Source organism: Bradyrhizobium macuxiense (genome assembly GCF_001542415.1).
In the GTDB taxonomy this organism is placed as follows: Bacteria; Pseudomonadota; Alphaproteobacteria; order Rhizobiales; family Xanthobacteraceae; genus Bradyrhizobium; species Bradyrhizobium macuxiense.
In genome coordinates, this window is sequence record NZ_LNCU01000121.1 from 22,851 (window position 1) to 39,307 (window position 16,457).

Below are 16,457 nucleotides of genomic sequence, written 5' to 3' on the forward strand. Positions count from 1 at the left end.
TGTACCGCTTGAGGTTTTAGTTTGCAACCGATATCTTTGCCGGAGCAGCGACGCCTTTGCGGGCGCACCCCGCGGGCGATTTGAGCGCAGACGACGAGGAACGGCAGGCGGATCACAATGGCCAAGAGAGTGAGCCACAAGGACTCGATGTGCGGCGTGGCGCGGCCGCTCGATGCGATCGGTGACTGGTGGTCTCTGTTGATCGTCCGCGATGCCTTCGACGGATCGCGGCGGTTCGGAGAATTTCAAAGGAGCCTGGGACTTGCCAAGAACATCCTCTCAGCCCGGCTCCGCAACCTGTTGGCGCACGGCATCATGGAGACCGTGCCTGCAGCGGACGGCCCGTATCAGGAATATGTGCTGACCGAGAAGGGGCGCGGCCTGTTCCCGCTCCTCGTCGCGCTCCGGCAATGGGGTGAGGATTTCTTCTTCGCGCCTGATGAGGCGCACGTGCTCCTGGTCGACAAAAAGTCCGGGCTGCCAGTGCGTCGGCTCGAACTCCGTGCGCAGGACGGACGTGTTCTGGGAGCGGAAGATACCGTTGTACGGTTGCCGCCGACCTTGGCCGGAGGCGAAAAGCGCCCGAAGCGAGCAACCAAATGTTAACCTTCCTCGCCCCAGCATTCGGTCGTGGAGGGTTCGGCCAATGCAGACATTCCGGATTTCACTGAGCGATGGAACGCGCAAGTTCCACACGGTGCTTCAGGCGCCTGATCCCGCGTCCGCCCACGTGAGGGCTGCCTACTTCTTCGACACGTCGAAGTGGCGGATCTTGAGCGTATCGCTGACCGGCGCGGTGGCGGCCTAGTCACGCACCGCGCGACGTCATCAGGTCAAGCTCGGCCGCAGCGAGCGTCGCGATCTTGAGATCGATCTCAGCGAGCGGATCACCGTCTCCCAGGAACCATGCGGCCGACAATCCGGTCCAGGCAATGATCCAGGACAGCAGGCGGCGGCGATCGAACTGAGCCGCCTCCACGACGATATCCAGGCGGCGCAAAAATCGACCGGGCTCGATCGCAACCGGCCAGGTCGGATCGGCGAGATCCGGATTGGTGAAGATGTTGGCGAAGTCGAAGCCTCGTTCGCCGACGAGATGCTTGGGGTCGATCGCCAGCCAGCCGCGTCCGCCGAAGTCGAGCACATTGTCGTGGTGCAGGTCGCCATGCAGCACCACGATCTCGCGCTGATCCGCGAGCAATGCCTCCGCGGCCTCCGCCGAACGGAGCAGGATGCCGCCACGAGCCCGCGCGGCGGGCCACAGGTCGCGAAACCAGTGTACCAGCGGGGTCAGCTCAGGCCGCGGCTTTGCCCTGGCGGCGTGAAGCCGGCCGGCGGTTTCGCAGAGGATCCTGCAGGCCTCGTCGTCTCGTCCGGTTCGCGCCATCTCGCTGAGCGAACCCCGTCCAGTCGCCCGCTCCAGCAAGAGCGCTTCGCTGTCACGCACAAGGACGCGCGCCGCGCCCTCGCCGCCCCACCACTCCATCACGATGGCGCCGAGGCACTCGTCCTGCTCGACCGACAGTTTGAGCATTGCCGGTTCACCGTGCCGCCGCACCGGCAGCAGCCGCGCCGCGTGAGTGACAATGGGGCTGCCGTCGGGGACGAGGCTCCATAACGAGAGATAGGGCTCGAACATCTGGCGGGCTCGCTCGAACGGATTGGCTTGAGCCGTCGTTCTAGTCATTGCCGCCATGTTCTGCCATGGCGGGTTCCCTGCGGCTCTTGGCGGCAGCTGGTCTCCAATCACGGTTTCCGCTGTTTGGATAATGTTGGCTGATGACAGCCCCCACCCGCGTTGCGTTACAATGTCGCGTGCCGGCGTACGGGAGGTGTGGCGATGCCGCGAAAGGGAATTACCGGACACGACGAATGGGTGGTCACCGAGGCCCTGGCCACGGCGCTGGTTGCCATGGAGCAGCTTGCGTCAAAGCATCAGCCGCGCGCGCATATGGAGGATGTTCGAAAGTTACTGACCGCCAAGTGCGAGCCGGGCGCCGTGACCCTGCATCTTGCGCAGGCCAAGTGCAGATTGTTTCCCGACACCGATCCTCTGACGATCTATGAGGAGTACGGCCTCAAGGATGGTCAGGGCTGAACGTGACTGACGCGCCAGATCGTGCCGTTGCCGTCCTCCGAGACCAGCAACGCACCATCGCGCGCCACGGTGACGCCGACGGGGCGACCCCACACCTCGTTGTCGTTGACGACAAAGCCCGTGACGAAATCCTCGTACTCGCCGGTCGGCACGCCGTCCTTCAGCTTGATCCGAACGACCTTGTAGCCGGTCCGCTTCGCCCGATTCCATGAGCCGTGTTCGGCGGCAAAGGCATCACCGCGATATTCGGGGGGAAAGTTGCTCCCGGTGTAGAAGGCCAAGCCGAGCGAGGCGGAGTGGGCCTCAAGCAGGACGTCGGGGATCGTCACCTTGTTCTTCAGATCCGGACGCCGGCCGACATGCGAGGGATCTTCGTTGTCGCCGATGTAGAACCACGGCCATCCGTAGAAGGCGCCTTCGCGGATCCGCGTCACGTAATCGGGCACAAGATTGTCGCCGCGCCCGTCACGCTCGTTGGTCGAGCACCACGGCGTGCCGCTTCCCGGCTGGATCGCAAGCCCGACACAGTTGCGGATGCCGGTGGCGAACAGCGTCTTGTTCTTGCCGTCGGGATCGAAGGCGAGCACGACGGCACGATCGGTTTCGGAGCCCCAGGCGGCGCCAAGCGCGCGGTCGCGCTTCCAGGCCTCGACACCCTCGGGCGGCTGACCGAGCCCCTCGCCTGCGTTGCTGGCGGAGCCGACCGACACCAGCATCCGTTTGTCGTCGGACGTGAACACGATGTCGCGCGTGGAATGACCGTAGCTGTGCGGAAGATTGGCGACGATCGTCTCGGGCCTTCCCGAAGCCTTGAGGTCGCCGTTGCGGTAGGCGAAGCGCACGACGCTGTCGGTGTTGGCGACATAGAGCCATTGCGGATTGTCGCCGCTCGGGAAGAACGCGATGCCGAACGGCTTGTTCAGGCCGGTCGCGTAGACCGTGTTGGTCGCAGGTTTCGTGGCATCTCCATCGCTGCGCAGGATGCGGATGCGGCCGGCGCCGGTCTCGGCCACGAAGATATCGCCATTGGGCGCGGTCCGGATGATCCGAGGCCCGCTCAACCCGCCGGCAAACAACTCGATCTTGAAGCCCGCCGGGACCTGAGGCATCGCGGATGCAGGTCTCGGCACGATACGCGAAACATTGCTGGCCCACGCCGTCGCGCCCGGCTTGGGCAAGTCCTGCGGTCGGATCAGGCGAACGGTGCCCGGTCTGTCGCGCCGCCAGTCGCCAAAGGCTTCCGTGCCTCTGAGCACCGTCGGCTCGGTCCTGGCGACGATCGTCGCTGCAATGAGGCAGGTGACAGAAAGGCCCGCAAGAACCACATGTCGTTTGTTCAGCATTGGCTGGTCCCGGCGCACGATCACAGCATCAGGCGCGATCGCACTCACCGGCAATGTTTAGCTGAACACCCGCGCCGCCTCATCTCACAATCGCGGATGTCGGTTACCCGACCCGCGACCGGACGGCGGGCTTGCGGTCCTCCGCCGGCAATTCGTGGAACGTCTGAGTGTCGGAGACGACAGATCGCAGCGGAACGGTCAGGCGACAGATCAGGCCCTCTGCCCGCCACTCGAAATCGGCCTGCCCGCCAAGCTGGGTCTCGATGCTGGCGATGACGCTCCTGGTGCCGAACCCTTTCTGCTTGGGTTTGGTCACCTTGGGTCCGCCGGATTCCACCCAGGCCAGGATCAGCGTGTCGTCCTGCACCTCCCAGGTGATCGCGAGCCGGCCCGACAGCACCGACAGGCTGCCATACTTGGCCGAGTTGGTTACGAGTTCATGCAGCGCCAATGCCAGCGTTTGCGCGGTCGCAGGCTGCAACTGCACCTCGCTGCCCTCGATCTGGATCTGCCCGGCTTCGGAATAGGGCGCGATCTCCTCAGTGACCAGCCGCCGGATCTCGGCCCCCTGCCAGCTCGACAGCGACAACACCGTGTGCACCCTCGCGAGCGCGGTGATGCGCCCCTCGACCGCCCGCACATAGGCCGTCACGTTCTGCGCGCGCGTCAGCCGCACGATCGATTGCGCCAGCGCGAGCGCGTTCTTGGCACGATGATCGACCTCGCGGGTCAGGAGGCTCTGGCGCTCCTCGGCGCGCTTGCGATCGGTGATATCGACGGTGACGCCGCTGACCCGCACCACCCTGCCGCTCCTGTCGCTCGTGGCCGCCGCAGTGCCGACGCACCAGCGGACCTCGCCATCGGGACGCAACACCCGGAATTCGGCTTCATAGGAGGTCTCGCCCTTACCGAAGCCGGCCCAGGCCTGCCGGAGTTCGTCTACGTCCTCCGGATGAAACAGCCCCTGGATATTCTCGGAGGTAAGCTGGAAGGATTTCGGATCGACGCCGAAAATCTTGTACTGGCCCTCGTCCCACATCCAGTCGCCGTTGACCCAATCCCAGTCCCACGACCCCATCTTGCCCGCGGCGATCGCCATGCTGCGGCGCTGCTCGCTTTCGACCAGGCGCGCGGTCGACTGCTCGAGCTCGGCGGTGCGCGCGCGCACGCGGTCCTCGAGCTCGGCATTGAGGCGCTCGAGCTGCCGCGTCTTGCGGTAGAGCTCGGCGAACACGCGGATCTTCGCGCGCAACACTTCGGGCACGACGGGCACCGGCACATAATCGACGGCGCCCATCTCGTAACCGCGAAGCCGGTCGAAATCGCTGACCTGGATCGCCGAGATGAAGATCATCGCGGTCTTCTGGAAGCGCGGATGCTCGCGGATCATCGCTGCGAGCTCGAAGCCGTCGAGCTCGGGCATGCAGACGTCGACCAGGATGACCGCGACCTCGTTCTTGAGCAGGAATTCCAGGGCGTCGCGGCCGGACGACACCGCCACGAGATGTTCGCCGAGCTCCTTCAGGATGACCTCATAGGCCAGCAGCTTTGCCGGCTGATCATCGACGAGAAGGATATTTATCTTTTCATTGTCCATCATTTTCGAGCGCCGATCAGCGGTGCAGCCACATGCGGATGGCGAGCAGCAGTTGTTCGGTATTGACGGGTTTTGCCAGATAGTCTGACGCGCCTGCCTCCAGGCATTTCTCGCGGTCACCCTTCATCGCCTTCGCCGTCAGCGCAATGATCGGCAGCCGCGTAAAGGCGGAGTTTTGCCTGATCGCACCGATGGTCTGGTAACCGTCCATCTGCGGCATCATGATGTCCATGAGGACGATCGCGATCTTCGGATTGGACTCGACCAGCGAGATTGCCTCGTGACCGGTTGTCGCAGTCAGCACCTTCATACCGCGCCGCTCGAGCACGCTGGAGAGCGCGAAGATGTTGCGAGCGTCGTCGTCGACCAGCAGCGCGGTCTTGCCAATGAGATCCTCATCGGAGCTATTGAGCTTTTCCAGCATCTTCTGTTTTGCGGCCGGCAATTCCGTGATCACTCGGTGCAGGAACAGTGACGTTTCGTCGAGCAGCCGTTCCGGCGATTCCACACCCTTGACCACGATGCTGCGCGCCATCGTGTGCAGTTCGGCGTCCTCTTCGGCCGAGAGTTCCCGCCCCGTGAACACGACGACCGGTACATTCGAGAGCCTGTCGTCCTTGCGGATCTGGTCGAGCACCTCGAAACCGCTCATGTCGGGCAGCCGCAGGTCAAGCACGACGCAGTCGCACGGGTTCTCCCGCAGCGCCGACAACGCCCCTGCTCCGGTAGCGCTGGTCACGATCTCGATATCTTCGTGCCCGAGCAATTCCTTGATGCTGAGCTGCTCGGCGGCATTGTCCTCGACGATCAACAGCCGCTTGCGGCGCGGCTTGGCGTATTCCTTGATCTGCGAGAGCGCCGCGCTGACGCCCTCGGTCGTGGTCGGCTTGTTCACGAAGGAGAAAGCGCCGCGCGCCAATGCGTGCTGCCGGTCCTCGTCGAGCGTAATGATCTGGACCGGAATGTGACGGGTCAACGGATTGTGTTTGAGCTGGCTCAGCACGGTCCAGCCGAGCATGTCCGGCAGGAACACGTCGAGCGAGACCGCAGTCGGCTGATATTGCTTGGCAAGATCGAGCGCTTCCGCACCGCGGTTCGCGATCAGGACCTTGAAGCCCTTGTCGCGCGCCAGATCGATCAGGACCCGCGCGTAATGCGGGTCGTCCTCGACGATCAGAAGGATGGTATCGCCGGGCTCGAGATTGAGCCGGTCATCCGGAAGCTGCTCGATCGTCCGCTCCTGCGTGCTCGATGCTTGCAGCGCGGGCGCTGCCGTGTGCGGCATCGGCAAGGGCTGAGCGTGTGGGCGCAGCCCGACCGACGGCCCGGCATATTTCAGCGGCAGATAGAGCGTGAACGTCGAGCCCCTGCCCGGCGCGCTGCGCAGATGGATCTCGCCGCCGAGCAGGCCGGCAAGCTCGCGGCTGATCGCAAGTCCAAGACCGGTGCCGCCGTATTTGCGGCTGGTGCCGGCGTCGGCCTGCTGGAATGCCTCGAAGATCAGCTTCTGCTTGTCCTGGGGAATGCCGATGCCGGTATCCGACACCGCGAACGCAACGACGGCGGGAGCCGTGTTGAGGATCGGATGTTCCGCGCTCCACCCGCCGACGGCCGCCGAGACGGTCAGGCTGACGCCGCCTTCCGCGGTGAACTTGAACGCATTTGACAGCAGGTTCTTGAGCACCTGCTGCAGCCGTTTGGAGTCGGTCACCATGCTGCGCGCGAGGTTGGCGTCGACGTCGATGCTGAAGGACAGATGCCGGGTTTCCGCCTCATGCCGGAACGGACGGCCGACGGTCTCCAGCAGGCTCGACGTCAGGATCTCCTCGGCATCGACTGTCACCGTACCGGACTCGATCTTGGAGAGATCGAGGATGTCGCTGATCAGGTTCAGGAGATCGGTGCCGGCGCCGTGAATGGTGCGGGCGAACTCGACCTGCTTGCCGGTCAGATTGCCGTCGGGATTTTCCGTGAGCTGCTGGCCGAGGATCAGGATCGAGTTCAGCGGCGTCCGCAGCTCGTGCGACATGTTGGCCAGGAATTCGGACTTGTACTTCGAGGTGAGCGAGAGCTCGGTCGCCTTCTCCTCGAGCGCCCGGCGCGCCTGCTCGATTTCCTGGTTCTTGCGCTCCACGTCGACGTTGCGCTCGGCGAGCTGCTGGGCCTTCTGCTCCAGCTGATCATTGGTCTGTTGCAGCTCCTTCTGCTGGGTCTGCAGTTCACCGGCAAGCTGCTGCGACTGCTTCAGCAGCGCTTCGGTTTGCATCGTCGCCTCGATGCTGTTGAGCACGATGCCGATGCTGTCTGTCAGCTGCTCGAGAAAGATGACCTGAGACGTCGTGAAGGACGAGATCGAGGACAGTTCGATCACGGCCTTGACCTGGTTCTCGAACTGCACCGGGAACACGACCAGGTTCTTCGGCATGATCCGCATCAATGCCGAATTGACCGGCATTGCGTCGCCGGGAATGTCAGATACGAGACGCTGGCGCTTGTCGAGCGCGCATTGACCGATCAATCCCTCGCCGAACTGAATGATCTGCGGATGCGGATTGCTGCTGTCGCTGGCATAGGCCGACAACAGGCGCAACTGCGGGTTCTCGGGATTGTCGACCTGGTAGATCACGCCCATATGCGCGTTCATCAGCGGCGCGAGCTCGGTCAGCAGCAGGCGGCCCACGGTTGCGAGGTCGCGCTGGCCCTGCAGCATGTTGGTAAAGCGCGCCAGATTGGTCTTCAGCCAGTCCTGCTCGGTGTTGCGCTCCGTCGTCAGACGGAGATTGCCGATCATCGTGTTGATGTTGTCCTTGAGCTCAGCCACCTCGCCGCGGACGTCGACCTGGATCGAGCGCGTCAGGTCGCCCTTGGTCACGGCGGTCGCCACCTCCGCGATCGCGCGCACCTGGGAGGTCAGGTTGGCCGCGAGCAGGTTGACGTTGCCGGTGAGGTCCTTCCAGGTGCCTGCCGCACCCGGCACTGCGGCCTGACCGCCCAATCGTCCCTCGACGCCCACTTCGCGCGCCACGCTGGTGACCTGTTCGGCGAAGGTCGCGAGCGTCTCCGTCATGTTGTTGATGGTGTCGGCGAGCGCCGCCACCTCGCCTTTCGACTTCACGGTCAGGTTCTGCTTCAGGTCGCCGTCGGCGACCGCGGTCACCACCTTGACGATGCCGCGCACCTGCTCAGTGAGGTTCGCCGCCATGACGTTGACGGTGTCGGTGAGGTCCTTCCAGGTGCCGGCGACGCCGCGCACCTCGGCCTGGCCGCCGAGCTTGCCCTCGGTGCCGACTTCGCGCGCCACGCGCGTCACTTCGCCGGCGAAGGCATTGAGCTGGTCGACCATCGTGTTGATGGTGTTCTTCAGCTCGAGGATTTCGCCCTTCACATCGACCGTGATCTTGCGCGACAGGTCGCCGCGTGCCACCGCGGTTGTGACTTCGGCGATGTTGCGGACCTGCGTGGTCAGGTTCGCAGCCAGCAGGTTGACGTTGTCGGTGAGGTCCTTCCACGTGCCGCCGACGCCGGGCACCACGGCCTGGCCACCCAGCCGCCCTTCGGTGCCGACCTCGCGCGCGACGCGTGTCACTTCGGCTGCGAACGAGCGGAGCTGCTCGACCATCGTGTTGAGGGTGTCCTTGAGCAGCAGGATCTCGCCGCGCACGTCCACCGTGATCTTCTTCGACAGGTCGCCGCCGGCGATCGCGCTCGCGACCTCGGCGATATTGCGGACCTGCGCCGTCAGGTTCGACGCCATGAAGTTGACGTTGTCGGTCAAATCCTTCCAGGTGCCGGCGACGCCGGGCACTTCGGCCTGGCCGCCGAGCTTGCCCTCGGTACCGACCTCGCGCGCCACGCGCGTCACCTCGCCGGCGAACGCGTTGAGCTGGTCCACCATCGTGTTGATGGTGTTCTTCAGCTCGAGGATTTCGCCCTTCACGTCGACCGTGATCTTGCGCGACAGGTCGCCGCGCGCCACGGCGGTGGTCACCTCAGCGATGTTGCGGACCTGCGCCGTCAGGTTGCCCGCCATCGAGTTGACGTTGTCGGTCAGATCCTTCCACGTGCCCGCGACGCCGGGCACGTTGGCCTGGCCGCCAAGGCTGCCGTCGGTGCCGACCTCGCGCGCCACGCGCGTCACCTCACCCGCGAAGCGGTTGAGCTGGTCGACCATGGTGTTCAGCGTTTCCTTCAGCTGCAGGATTTCGCCGCGCACGTCGACCGTGATCTTGCGCGACAAGTCGCCGCCCGCGATCGCGGTCGCGACTTCCGCGATGTTGCGGACCTGCGCCGTCAGATTGCCGGCCATCGAGTTGACGCTGTCGGTGAGATCCTTCCACGTGCCGGCAACGCCGGGCACTTCGGCCTGGCCGCCGAGCTTGCCGTCGGTGCCGACCTCGCGCGCCACGCGCGTCACTTCGCCCGCGAACGCATTGAGCTGGTCGACCATTGTGTTGAGCGTTTCCTTCAGCTGAAGGATTTCGCCCGACACGTTCACTGTGATCTTCTTCGATAGGTCGCCCTTCGCCACCGCGGTCGCGACATCCGCGATGTTGCGGACCTGCGCGGTCAGGTTCGACGCCATCGAGTTGACGCTTTCGGTCAGGTCCTTCCAGGTGCCGGCGACGCCGCGCACATTGGCCTGGCCGCCGAGCTTGCCCTCGGTGCCGACCTCACGCGCCACTCGCACCACCTCGCCTGCAAAGGCGTTGAGCTGATCCACCATGGTGTTGATGGTGTCCTTCAGCTCGAGGATTTCGCCGCGCACGTCCACCGTGATCTTCTTGGACAAGTCGCCACCGGCGACCGCGGTCGTCACCGCGGCGATGTTGCGAACCTGCGCGGTCAGGTTCGACGCCATGAAGTTGACGTTGTCGGTCAGGTCCTTCCAGGTGCCGGCGACGCCGAGCACGTTGGCCTGACCGCCGAGCTTGCCTTCGGTGCCGACTTCGCGCGCCACGCGCGTCACTTCGGACGCAAAGGCATTGAGCTGGTCGACCATGGTGTTGAGCGTCTCCTTCAGCTGAAGGATCTCGCCCGACACGTTCACGGTGATCTTCTTCGACAGATCTCCGCCCGCGATCGCGGTCGCGACGTCGGCGATGTTACGAACCTGCGCGGTCAGGTTCGACGCCATGAAGTTGACGTTGTCGGTCAGATCCTTCCAGGTGCCGGCGACACCGGGCACTTGGGCCTGGCCGCCGAGCTTGCCTTCGGTACCGACCTCGCGCGCCACGCGCGTCACTTCGGAGGCGAACGAGTTGAGCTGGTCCACCATCGTGTTGATGGTGTCCTTCAGCTCGAGAATCTCGCCGCGGACGTCGACCGTGATCTTGCGCGACAGGTCGCCGCGCGCCACGGCCGTGGTCACGTTGGCGATGTTGCGCACCTGGGCGGTCAGGTTGCCGCACATCGCGTTCACGGAGTCGGTCAGGTCCTTCCACGTGCCGGCGACGCCGGGCACGATCGCCTGGCCGCCGAGCTTGCCGTCGGTGCCGACCTCGCGCGCCACGCGCGTCACTTCGGATGCGAAGGAGCGCAGCTGATCGACCATCGTGTTGATGGCTTCCTTCAGCTGCAGGATCTCGCCGCGGACGTCGACCGTGATCTTCTTGGACAGGTCGCCATTGGCGACCGCGATGGTGACCTCGGCGATGTTGCGGACCTGGCCGGTCAGGTTGTTGGCCATCGAGTTGACGCTCTCGGTCAAGTCCTTCCAGACGCCGGTCACCTCCGGCACCTGAGCCTGGCCGCCGAGCTTGCCTTCGGTGCCAACCTCGCGGGCCACGCGCGTGACCTCGGAGGTAAAGACCGAGAGCTGCTTGATCATGGTGTTGACGATGTTGGCCGACTGCAGGAATTCGCCGCGCAGCGGCCTGCCCTCGACGTCGAGCTGCACGGTCTGCAGCAGGTCGCCCTGCGCCACCGCGGCAACCGCGCGCGTGACCTCGCGCGTCGGCCACAATAGATCGTCGATCAGGGTATTGACCGAGCTTTCCATGTCGGCCCAGGAGCCGCTCGCGAGCCCGAAATTGACGCGCTGGCGGGTCTGTCCCTCGCGGCCGACGACTTGACCGACACGCGCGAGCTGCTGCGCCATCCGCTCATTGGCCGCAGCGATCTCGTTGAAGGCGTCGGCGATCTTGCCCTCGATCGCAAGATAGTCGCCGCGCATGCGAACCGAAAAATCGCCGGCGCGCATCGCCTGCAGGGACTGCAGCAGATCCTGCGAGGAATCGATTTTTCCGTTTGCTGGTTTGGCGCGACGACCATCGGTACGGGGGCGAGATGCGGAACCGAGATCGGCCATGGAATTTCCCCTGCGCGCTGGATGCAAATCCGAAGACTCGTGCGAGCCAGCGAAACCATAAGAATGACAGCTAGAGATCTAATCAAGCGAGAAAACGGTGATGACTGATCTTGGTCAAGAAAGTGAACTAAGCCTGTTAATCGCAATCGAAAAACAAAGTTCCAATGCTCGGGAACGTATGCTGCTTGCGGTAACGATTAGTCGCGCGCCGGCCAGGTTCGCCGGACCAATCGGACCCGCTCGATCCTGCCGCATGCCCCGCAGCGATATTGAAGGATGTCCTTGCCCCGGCTGTCGGGATAGCTGGTCTCGAGCCGCATCGTCCTGTCGCAGCTGACACAGGAGATCAGCGTCAGGAGCGGACTCCGATCGTCATTCATCGATGCCCGCGGTGGCGCGGTCGGATCGGCAATCATTGCACTGGACAAGGCAACAGGATTTAACGTCACCACGAGAAAATGCCGATCTCGCAGCTCGGTTCCCGACCCGAAACCTCATTCCAGCGATCAGAGCCGACATGGCCGGCGCCGCTCGGTTCAGCCGTGCAGATCAGACCCGGGCGTTCGGACGGCTCGGTCCGGATTTGCCCTTCTCGAGCTTCGTCTTTGCGACGGGGCGATCGCCGTGGCTCCGGCTCAGGCGCTCGCGAACCGACGGCAGATGATCGCCACCGCCGGCGGCTTTCCAACGGCCGATCAGTTCGGTCACTTCGGCCCGCATCGCCATCAGTCGGTATGACGCCTCGCTGCAATCGAGGTCACGATTAACCTGATCCCGGATCGCGGCCTCGACCAGGGTCATCTCAGTTCGCAACATGCTGATCTTGCGACGAATTTCATTAATTTTGTTGTCCATGGCTTGTTGGAACAAAAATAGAACATATTGTCAAGTCACGACACGGCTAACGAGGTGAAATATGGGCATGGCAGCACTGAGATTCGGTGGGATTGCGGAGCGCGTCGGCGGACAGATGACCCGCGCCCAGGGCCTTCGGCTGAGGAGCCTCGCGGAGGAGGCCTATCAGCCGATGCAGTACGCACGCGACCTGACCTTCGAGGAAGCCGAGCGGCGCATCAATGCCCTGAAGGCGGAGATTGCGCTGGCAGACTCCTTCTGAGTCACCTGCCCTTGGCGGCGCCGGGCGACGCAGTTAGAGCTGTTCCCGTCGTTACCGTCCGCCCCCGGGGAGCCTCACACGTGCAGGAACTTGAGAAGCGATCGCCGCTCGCGTTCCCGATCGTGATGAAGGACGGGCGGATGCTCGAGACCGTCGGTGACGCCGCGGATTACCTGTCCAGGCTCAGTCTGGATCAGCGCGAGCGGTCGCACTGGAAGACGGTGATCATGATGTTCAACAACGCGATGCGCGAACCGCGTTATCTGAAGATCGCGACCATGAACCTCCGCTCGGCTCTTGTGTATGACCGGCTCGTCGACGACACCGGCCACTGACTGTGGTGTCACGGCTACAGCCGAATCATCAGCCGTTTCGTAAGCCGGTTTCCGTTATGGCCGCAAACAAGGTAACGGCGGTACACACCACGGTTAGGGGCTGATCGCGCTCCCACCGTTATCTGGGGCCGCCGCGGAGGGCCAACGCGGCCCATTTCTTTTGAGCGCCTGCAAGCTCCCGTCAGAGCAATTTGGCGCGGACGAACAGCACGCGCAGCGCGTTGGTTGCCTGCACCGTCAACATGGCATTGTCGGCCGCCTTCTCGAGCGCAACGACGGCATCATCATGCAGCGAGCGGAATTCCATCCATTCGACCGCGCTGAGATTGCTGATGAAGCGATAGGCCTGGCCGACCGTCGCGAGCGTCACCGTCTCGCCGTTCAACCGCACCTTGAATGTCGCCTTCAGTGGCGTGTCGGATTTTGATGGATCGCCCATGGCGCGGTTGTGTGCAATGCGCCGCGTCAATGTCAATCTAATTTCTGCGCCTCCCCCCGGCACATTGGCCCCAATCGTCGCGATGTCTGTTAGCGTCGGGTCGGGGGTGATTCGTGCCTGTTCCTGCCAACACAGCCTATCTGGATGCGCTCAATCCCGAGCAGCGCCGTGCAGTTGAGCATGGCGTCGGGACGGACGGAACCGTGGGCGTCCCGCTGCTCGTGATTGCGGGCGCCGGCTCGGGCAAGACCAACACCCTCGCCCATCGTGTCGCGCATCTGATCGTCGCCGGCGCCGATCCGCGACGCATCCTGCTGATGACCTTCTCGCGGCGCGCCGCCGCCGAGATGGCTAGTCGCGTCGAGCGCATCGCACGCCGCGTGCTCGGCGACCGGGCTTCAGTGATGACTGATGCGCTGAGCTGGGCCGGCACGTTTCATGGTATCGGCGCCCGGCTGCTGCGCGAATTCTCCGAGCGCATCGGGCTCGATCCCGCGTTCACAATCCACGATCGCGAAGACTCTGCGGACCTGATGAATCTGGTCCGCCACGACCTCGGCTTTTCCAGGACCGAAAGCCGCTTCCCCACCAAGGGCACCTGCCTCGCCATCTACTCGCGTTGCGTGAACGCGGAGATGCCCATCGAAGCTGTGCTCGGCCAGTTCTTCCCCTGGTGCTCGGGTTGGGCCAACGAACTGAAGCAGCTGTTCGCCGCTTACGTCGAGACCAAGCAGCAGCAGAACGTGCTCGATTACGACGATCTCCTGCTCTACTGGGCGCAGATGGTTGCGGACGCGCCCCTGGCAGACGAGATCGGCGCCCGCTTCGACCATGTCATGGTCGACGAATATCAGGACACCAACCGCCTGCAGTCCTCGATCCTGCTGGCGCTCAAGCCTGCCGGCCGCGGGTTGACCGTCGTCGGCGACGACGCGCAATCGATCTATTCCTTCCGCGCCGCGACCGTGCGCAACATCCTCGACTTCCCGAAACAGTTCAGCCCAGCAGCAGCGATCGTCACGCTCGACCGCAATTATCGGTCGACCGAGCCGATCCTGTCGGCCGCTAACGGCGTGATCTCCCTCGCCAAGGAACGCTTCACGAAGAACCTGTGGACCGACCGCACGTCGACGCGCAAGCCGCTCCTGGTCGCGATCCGTGATGAGGCCGATCAGGCCCGCTACATCGTCGAGCAGGTGCTGGCGACCCGCGAGGAAGGCGCGCTGCTGAAGCATCAGGCCGTGTTGTTTCGGACCTCCTCGCACAGCGGACCGCTGGAGGTCGAGCTGACTCGCCGCAACATTCCGTTCGTGAAATTCGGAGGCCTGAAATTCCTCGACGCCGCGCATGTCAAGGACATGCTGGCGCTGCTGCGCTTCGTCGCCAATCCGCGCGATCGTGTCGCGGGTTTCCGTATTCTGCACCTGTTGCCCGGCGTTGGGCCAGCTTCGGCGCAGCGCGTGCTGGACCGCATGGCCGAGGCCTCCGATCCGATCGCCGCGCTTGCCGCGCTGCCCTCACCGCCCCGCGCCGGCGCAGACTGGCGCCTGTTCGTCGAGGCGATCGAGAACCTCCGCTACTCGGAATGGCCGGTCGACATCGAGCGCGCGCGGCTTTGGTACGAGCCGCATCTCGACCGCATCCATGAGGACGGCGAGGCCCGCCGCGCCGACCTGATCCAGCTCGAGCAGATCGCCGCGGGCTATCCGTCGCGCGAACGCTTCCTGACCGAGCTCACGCTCGACCCGCCGGATGCAACCAGCGACCAGGCCGGTGTGCCGCTGCTGGACGAGGATTACCTGATCCTGTCGACGATCCATTCGGCCAAAGGCCAGGAGTGGAAGTCCGTCTACGTTCTCAACGTCGTCGACGGCTGCATGCCGTCCGATCTCGGCGCCGGCACGTCAGCGGAACTCGAGGAGGAACGCCGCCTGCTCTATGTCGCCATGACCCGTGCCAAGGACGATCTGCATCTGCTGGTGCCGCAGCGCTTCTTCGTCCATGGCCAGGCCGCCAAGGGCGACCGCCACATGTACGCCTCGCGCACTCGCTTCATCCCGGAAAAGCTGTTGCCGATGTTCGAACGCACCGTCTGGCCTCGCGCGGCTGCGTCAGGGCCTTCGTCGGCGAACCGCGCCCCGCCGATCGACATCCGCGCCAGGATGCGCGGCATGTGGCGCTGACCACCCAAAAAGAATTGTCAGAAGGGGCGGAACGACCCCGCCAACATGGTGTTTGAGCGAGGTTCGTAATCGGCAAACGACGATCCCCGACGGCTTCGACGCGTGGTCCTGAGAGTCTGACTCAAAAAGCGTGTTGGGGCCTGGCGAGGCGTCTGATCAGGAGCCTGAGATGGGCGACGAGAAGCCAAGCGACTTCGGTTGCCGCGGAGCCCTCGAAGTCCTTGGCGAGACGACGGCACCTGCCGAACCAGGCAAAGGTACGCTCGACGACCCAGCGTCGGGGTAAGAGCTGGAAGCCTTTGACGCCGGGTGGCCGCTGGACAATATCGATGGTCCATTGGCCGCAATGGGACAGTGCGTCGAGCAGCTGTTTGCCGCGATAGACTCGGTCAGCAAAGACATGCTGAAGCCTGGGGAAGTGTTCTCTCAGATGTTCCAGCAGAGGGACAGCACCGTGGACATCCTGAACGTTGGCGGGATGCACGTGGACTGCCAGCAGCAGACCATTGGTGTCAGTGACGATGTGCCGCTTACGTCCATGAAGGCGCTTGCCGGGGTCGAAGCCGCGTGGCCCGCCGGCCTGCGTCGTCGGAGCCGTCTGGCTATCGATGACGGCAGCCGTCGGTCCCGGCTTGCGCCCGAGTTTCCGCCGCGCTTGCCGGACCAAGGCTCCGACGATCCGGTGCCACCGGCCACTGTCGCGCCAGGCATAAAAATAGCCTTGGACCGTCGAGTATGGCGGGAACTCGCTCGGCAGGGCTCGCCATTGGCAGCCCGTCGACAAAATGTAGAAGATCGCCTGCACGACCTCGCGCAAATCGACTTCCCGCGGGCGTCCTCGTCGCTGTCGCGCCGGCATCTTCCGGGATATCAGCGCCCACTCCGCATCGGTCAGATCGCTTGTGTAGCGCAGCCCTTTGCGTTGATACTCGACACGAGTGATTTCGGTCCACGGCATCGTACCCTCCCTCGAATCTTCGCAAATCCGAAGGAATCACAGCCAACCGAAATCACTCACTCCTTTTTCAGTCAGGCTCT

General features: G+C 64.0%; 13 protein-coding genes. 6 read left to right on the forward strand and 7 right to left on the reverse strand.

What is annotated here, in order from left to right; all coding sequences use genetic code 11:
- Window positions 1-117: 117 nt before the first annotated feature.
- Both AS156_RS37990 and AS156_RS43645 read left to right on the forward strand, forming a co-directional pair.
- Window positions 118-606, forward strand: a complete 489-nt coding sequence (locus AS156_RS37990) for a winged helix-turn-helix transcriptional regulator (protein WP_066515306.1) — start codon at window positions 118-120, stop codon at window positions 604-606.
- A gap of 40 nt (window positions 607-646) precedes the next feature.
- A complete protein-coding gene (locus tag AS156_RS43645; RefSeq protein ID WP_201456181.1) occupies window positions 647-808 on the forward strand; it encodes a hypothetical protein in 162 nt (53 codons plus the stop codon).
- Here AS156_RS43645 and AS156_RS37995 read toward each other — a convergent pair whose 3' ends face one another.
- Window positions 809-1,639, reverse strand: coding sequence for an aminoglycoside phosphotransferase family protein (locus tag AS156_RS37995; protein WP_066515309.1), 831 nt, complete (start codon window positions 1,637-1,639; stop codon window positions 809-811). It abuts the gene before it with no gap.
- A gap of 201 nt (window positions 1,640-1,840) precedes the next feature.
- Here AS156_RS37995 and AS156_RS38000 point away from each other — a divergent pair, with 201 nt between their 5' ends.
- Entirely contained in the window at window positions 1,841-2,098 is a 258-nt protein-coding gene (locus AS156_RS38000; RefSeq protein ID WP_066515311.1) for a hypothetical protein, read from the forward strand.
- Here the strand turns inward: AS156_RS38000 and AS156_RS38005 are convergent.
- From AS156_RS38005 to AS156_RS38025, 4 genes are all read right to left on the reverse strand, one after another.
- Window positions 2,089-3,441, reverse strand: a complete 1,353-nt coding sequence (locus tag AS156_RS38005) for a PQQ-dependent sugar dehydrogenase (RefSeq protein WP_066515330.1) — start codon at window positions 3,439-3,441, stop codon at window positions 2,089-2,091. The two genes, AS156_RS38000 and AS156_RS38005, sit on opposite strands and share 10 nt — an antisense overlap.
- Window positions 3,442-3,544: 103 nt before the next feature.
- Window positions 3,545-5,038 carry an HWE histidine kinase domain-containing protein gene (locus tag AS156_RS38010; RefSeq protein ID WP_066515312.1) on the reverse strand — a complete coding sequence of 498 codons (1,494 nt, stop codon included), beginning with the start codon at window positions 5,036-5,038 and terminating at the stop codon, window positions 3,545-3,547.
- 16 nt (window positions 5,039-5,054) lie between these two features.
- The gene (locus AS156_RS38015) at window positions 5,055-11,345 is read right to left on the reverse strand and encodes a HAMP domain-containing protein (RefSeq protein WP_066515314.1); all 6,291 of its coding nucleotides are present in this window, start codon (window positions 11,343-11,345) and stop codon (window positions 5,055-5,057) included.
- Between the two features lie 549 nt (window positions 11,346-11,894).
- Entirely contained in the window at window positions 11,895-12,161 is a 267-nt protein-coding gene (locus AS156_RS38025; protein ID WP_136626630.1) for a hypothetical protein, read from the reverse strand.
- A 106-nt stretch (window positions 12,162-12,267) separates the two neighbouring features.
- Here AS156_RS38025 and AS156_RS38030 point away from each other — a divergent pair, with 106 nt between their 5' ends.
- Together AS156_RS38030 and AS156_RS38035 are read left to right on the forward strand one after the other, a co-directional pair.
- Window positions 12,268-12,462, forward strand: coding sequence for a DUF3072 domain-containing protein (locus tag AS156_RS38030; protein WP_066515338.1), 195 nt, complete (start codon window positions 12,268-12,270; stop codon window positions 12,460-12,462).
- An 80-nt stretch (window positions 12,463-12,542) separates the two neighbouring features.
- Complete coding sequence (locus AS156_RS38035) at window positions 12,543-12,797, forward strand: hypothetical protein (RefSeq protein WP_066515317.1); 255 nt, start codon at window positions 12,543-12,545, stop codon at window positions 12,795-12,797.
- Window positions 12,798-12,978: 181 nt separating this feature from the next.
- On the opposite strand, the gene AS156_RS38040 is transcribed toward AS156_RS38035, so the two are convergent.
- A complete protein-coding gene (locus tag AS156_RS38040) occupies window positions 12,979-13,236 on the reverse strand; it encodes a hypothetical protein (RefSeq protein WP_066515319.1) in 258 nt (85 codons plus the stop codon).
- Window positions 13,237-13,349: 113 nt separating this feature from the next.
- Between AS156_RS38040 and AS156_RS38045 the strand changes: the two genes are divergently transcribed.
- A complete protein-coding gene (locus AS156_RS38045; RefSeq protein ID WP_066515321.1) occupies window positions 13,350-15,419 on the forward strand; it encodes an ATP-dependent helicase in 2,070 nt (689 codons plus the stop codon).
- A gap of 121 nt (window positions 15,420-15,540) precedes the next feature.
- Here the strand turns inward: AS156_RS38045 and AS156_RS38050 are convergent, their stop codons facing one another.
- On the reverse strand, window positions 15,541-16,377 hold the full coding sequence (locus AS156_RS38050) for an IS5 family transposase (protein WP_066499812.1): 837 nt from the start codon (window positions 16,375-16,377) through the stop codon (window positions 15,541-15,543).
- Between the last annotated feature and the right edge of the window lie 80 nt (window positions 16,378-16,457).

Excerpts from the sequence above, each read along its gene's own strand:
- AS156_RS38050 (WP_066499812.1), bottom strand. The coding sequence starts at position 16,377 with ATGCCGTGGACCGAAATCACTCGTGTCGAGTATCAACGCAAAGGGCTG.
- AS156_RS43645 (WP_201456181.1), top strand. The coding sequence starts at position 647 with ATGCAGACATTCCGGATTTCACTGAGCGATGGAACGCGCAAGTTCCAC.
- AS156_RS38025 (WP_136626630.1), bottom strand. The coding sequence starts at position 12,161 with ATGTTGCGAACTGAGATGACCCTGGTCGAGGCCGCGATCCGGGATCAG.
- AS156_RS38040 (WP_066515319.1), bottom strand. The coding sequence starts at position 13,236 with ATGGGCGATCCATCAAAATCCGACACGCCACTGAAGGCGACATTCAAG.
- AS156_RS38005 (WP_066515330.1), bottom strand. The coding sequence starts at position 3,441 with ATGCTGAACAAACGACATGTGGTTCTTGCGGGCCTTTCTGTCACCTGC.
- AS156_RS38030 (WP_066515338.1), top strand. The coding sequence starts at position 12,268 with ATGGCAGCACTGAGATTCGGTGGGATTGCGGAGCGCGTCGGCGGACAG.
- AS156_RS38015 (WP_066515314.1), bottom strand. The coding sequence starts at position 11,345 with ATGGCCGATCTCGGTTCCGCATCTCGCCCCCGTACCGATGGTCGTCGC.
- AS156_RS38010 (WP_066515312.1), bottom strand. The coding sequence starts at position 5,038 with ATGGACAATGAAAAGATAAATATCCTTCTCGTCGATGATCAGCCGGCA.
- AS156_RS38000 (WP_066515311.1), top strand. The coding sequence starts at position 1,841 with ATGCCGCGAAAGGGAATTACCGGACACGACGAATGGGTGGTCACCGAG.
- AS156_RS37995 (WP_066515309.1), bottom strand. The coding sequence starts at position 1,639 with ATGTTCGAGCCCTATCTCTCGTTATGGAGCCTCGTCCCCGACGGCAGC.
- AS156_RS37990 (WP_066515306.1), top strand. The coding sequence starts at position 118 with ATGGCCAAGAGAGTGAGCCACAAGGACTCGATGTGCGGCGTGGCGCGG.